The sequence below is a fragment of the Sphingopyxis soli genome (genome assembly GCF_018682675.1).
GTDB classification, from domain to species: Bacteria; Pseudomonadota; Alphaproteobacteria; order Sphingomonadales; family Sphingomonadaceae; genus Sphingopyxis; species Sphingopyxis soli.
Window position 1 is genome coordinate 1 of sequence record NZ_JAFMTR010000093.1, and the last position, 3,243, is coordinate 3,243.

The window sequence follows — 3,243 nt, forward strand, 5'->3', positions numbered from 1 at the left end:
ACTCCAGATTCTTGTTTTGCCGTGTTTTCCGGGTCGTCAGGTGATTCCACCTGACTTGAAAACCCTCTAGTCCCTCCCGCCGCGGCGGGTCGCAGACCGCGGCGGGAGGGTGCGTGACGGAGCGGAGACCGCCCCCTCGCGAATCGCTTGTAGCGGCGGCGGCATGACGTCGCGGTGACGTGGCGCACAGGCGATGATTTCGGCGGCCAGCGGACAGGAAAAGGGCGCCGCGGCTTTCGCCGGGCGCCCCTCCCGCGACCCAATCGCGGATCTCTTATTTCTTGTCGGCGGGAGCCGTCGTGGCGTCCTTGACCTCCGACGGGGCGATTTCGCCGTTGTCGTCGATCGCGTTCGCCTTTTCCTCGCCCGCCGCCTCGACGGCGTCGGCCTTGGCTTCGGTGGCTTCCTTGGCCGGGCCTTCGGGCATCGCGTCGGCCTGGGCGTCGATCGCGTCGGCCTGGGCTTCCGCCTGATCCTCGACCTTGTCGGCTTCCTTGCTCTGGCAGGCGCCGAGCGCGAGGGCCGAAGCGGCGGTGAGGGCGATGATCATCTTGCGCATATCGAGTTCTCTCCAAAATTGACTCGGGGGCTTAACGCCCGGTGAATGGCAAGGTTGCATCCAATTTTCGAAGCCGCGGGAATCGCTGGATTTTCGGCAAAAAAAGAGAGGGCGCCCGCAGGCGCCCTCTTCATGACCCCTCAGGGTGCGTCCTCCCGTCAAAAGCGCTGCTGGCGCTCATAGAGGTCGCGGTAGTGCTGGATGCGCGTGACGCGGAGACCCGGCATGCCGCTGCGGTCGATCGACCGCTGCCAGCCGGCAAATTCCTCGAGCGTCAGGCCATAGCGTTCGCACGCTTCATCGACGGTCAGCAGACCGCCGTTGACCGCGGCGACGACCTCTGCCTTGCGGCGAACGACCCAGCGGGTGGTCGTCGGCGGCGGCAGCGAGTCGAGCGTCAACGGCTCGCCGAGCGGACCGATGACCTGTGCGGGCCGGATTTTCTGATTCTCGATCATATTCATTCCATTAATCTTCGTCGTGGGGGATCGGACGAGCCGACAAGAGGGGATGTAGATCGGCGGGGCTCAACATCGGCTGAAACCCTCTGGTAAACAGGTCATTCACAGTTTCGGACAGGGCGTTCGCAGGGTCCGACAAGTCGAAGAAGCGCGCCGGCCGGACGCTCTCCGGCGTCGCGGCGGTGGCCGTGCCGAGCAGCATGTCGCGCAGCGCGCCGATCTTTTCCGCGTGACGTTCGCGAGTCGCCTGCGCGCGCAGCAGGCGCACGGTCGGCAGCGCCGACTGGCGTGCCTCCGACACGGCGAGCAGGATGTCGAAGCCGGGGTTCGACAGGCTCGTCGCGGCGGAAAGCTGCGGGATATTTGACGGGCTGGCGTTCATGCAGCCTGTCTAGATCAGAGGAGCTAAGGTCCAGTAAATGCCCGTTTCAGCCCCTGTTAGCGAAGCTTAACCAGCGTCAATATCTTGACGCACAGCGCGGAAATGCTGGTATTTCGAGGTTCGCATCCCTAGATGGCGCCGACCATGATCGAGACGATTTCCGCCCCCGCCGGGCTCGCCCGCGCCGACTTCCAGCTTGCCGAACCGCTGAAGGACCGGCGAGTCGTCGTCGCCATGTCGGGCGGAGTCGATTCGAGCGTCGTCGCCGCGCTCGCGGCGCGATCGGGTGCCGAGGTGATCGGCGTGACGCTCCAGCTCTACGATCACGGCGCCAAGGCCAAGCGCGTCGGGGCGTGTTGCGCCGGGCAGGATATCCGCGACGCGCGCGCGGTCGCCGACCGGCTGGGCTTCGCGCATCACGTCCATGACCATGAAAGCCGCTTCCGCGACACGGTGATCGACCAGTTCGCCGACGAATATCTCGCCGGACGGACGCCGATCCCGTGCGTGCGCTGCAACATGGGGGTGAAGTTCACCGACCTGTTCGAGCTCGCGAAAGACCTGGGCGCCGACTGCCTTGCGACCGGCCATTATGTCCGCCGCGTGATGGGCCCGGCGGGCGCCGAACTGCACCGCGCGGTCGATCCGGCGCGCGACCAGAGCTATTTCCTGTTCGCGACGACGCAGGAGCAGCTCGACTTCCTGCGCTTTCCGCTCGGCGGGCTGGAGAAGAGCGTGGTTCGCGACATCGCCCGCGAGCTTGGCCTCGGCGTCGCGGGCAAGCCCGACAGCCAGGACATCTGCTTCGTGCCCGACGGCGACTATGCGACCCTCGTCCGCAAGCTGCGCCCCGACGCCGACGATCAGGGCGCGATCGTCCATGTCGACGGCACCGTCCTCGGCGCCCACAAGGGGCTGATCCACTATACGGTCGGCCAGCGGCGCGGGATCGAGATCGGCGGGCAGGCCGAGCCCCTGTATGTCGTCCGGCTCGACGCGGAGACGAAGGAAGTCGTCGTCGGACCGCGGCGGGCGCTCGCGGTATCGGGCGCGCGGCTCGGCGAAACCAACTGGCTCGCCGATGTCGAGGGACGCGCGGTGCTCGCGAAGGTGCGCAGCATGGCGAAGCCGGTGCCCGCGCTCGTGACGGGCGACCGGCTGGTCTTTGCGGCGGCCGAATATGGCGTCGCGCCGGGGCAGGCGGCGGTGCTGTACGACGCGGCGGACGAGAGCCGCGTCCTCGGCGGCGGCTGGATCGAAGAGACGTTCGCCGCGGAATAGATTGCGCTTTTCCTCCCGATGCCGCAGCCTGCGGGAAAATCAGGGAGAAGAGAAATGGTCAACTGGGTCTTGCGCGGCGCCGTCCTGCTGTGGGCGGTCTTTTTCACCATATTGGGCGCGCAGGGGCTGCTCGATCCCGCGACCTATACCGAAACCTTCGGTATCGCGGTCGACGGGGCTGCGGCGAACACCGTGCGCGCCGACCTGTCGGCCTTCTTCCTTGTCGCTGCGGGGAGCGCCGCCATCGGTGCGCTGGTGCGCGGCTGGACCGGGGCGCTGCTGGTGCCCGCGGCGCTCTATGGCACCGCGCTGGCCGGTCGGCTGATCGGGGCGGCGTTGGGCGATGCGGTCGGCGCGGCGATCGTGCAGGCGATGATCATCGAGGCGCTGTCGGTCGCGCTGATGGCGGGAAGCTGGTGGGTGCTGTCGCGGCCTGCGGCGGCGGCAGAGGTGGCGCCCGATACGGTGCATTGACCGCAAGGGGCGAATGCCGGGTTTCGACCGGAAGTTGTCCTTCCTTGTCTCGTCACCCCGGACTTGATCCGGGGTCCATTCGCGCA

5 protein-coding genes are annotated in these 3,243 nt (G+C 67.2%); 2 read left to right on the top strand and 3 right to left on the bottom strand.

Features of this window, described 5'->3' with window-relative positions:
• Window positions 1–274: 274 nt before the first annotated feature.
• The 3 genes from J1N50_RS14225 to J1N50_RS14235 form a co-directional block, all read right to left on the bottom strand.
• Window positions 275–559: a hypothetical protein gene (locus tag J1N50_RS14225; RefSeq protein ID WP_215354727.1), complete on the bottom strand. Its 285-nt coding sequence runs from the start codon at window positions 557–559 to the stop codon at window positions 275–277.
• A gap of 158 nt (window positions 560–717) precedes the next feature.
• A complete protein-coding gene (gene sciP / locus J1N50_RS14230) occupies window positions 718–1,017 on the bottom strand; it encodes a CtrA inhibitor SciP (RefSeq protein ID WP_041383255.1) in 300 nt (99 codons plus the stop codon).
• Between the two features lie 10 nt (window positions 1,018–1,027).
• On the bottom strand, window positions 1,028–1,402 hold the full coding sequence (locus tag J1N50_RS14235; RefSeq protein ID WP_215354730.1) for a hypothetical protein: 375 nt from the start codon (window positions 1,400–1,402) through the stop codon (window positions 1,028–1,030).
• A gap of 144 nt (window positions 1,403–1,546) precedes the next feature.
• Between J1N50_RS14235 and mnmA the strand changes: the two genes are divergently transcribed.
• The gene (gene mnmA, locus J1N50_RS14240) at window positions 1,547–2,683 is read left to right on the top strand and encodes a tRNA 2-thiouridine(34) synthase MnmA (RefSeq protein ID WP_425516948.1); all 1,137 of its coding nucleotides are present in this window, start codon (window positions 1,547–1,549) and stop codon (window positions 2,681–2,683) included.
• A gap of 54 nt (window positions 2,684–2,737) precedes the next feature.
• Window positions 2,738–3,157 carry a hypothetical protein gene (locus tag J1N50_RS14245; RefSeq protein WP_215354736.1) on the top strand — a complete coding sequence of 140 codons (420 nt, stop codon included), beginning with the start codon at window positions 2,738–2,740 and terminating at the stop codon, window positions 3,155–3,157.
• Window positions 3,158–3,243 lie beyond the last annotated feature (86 nt).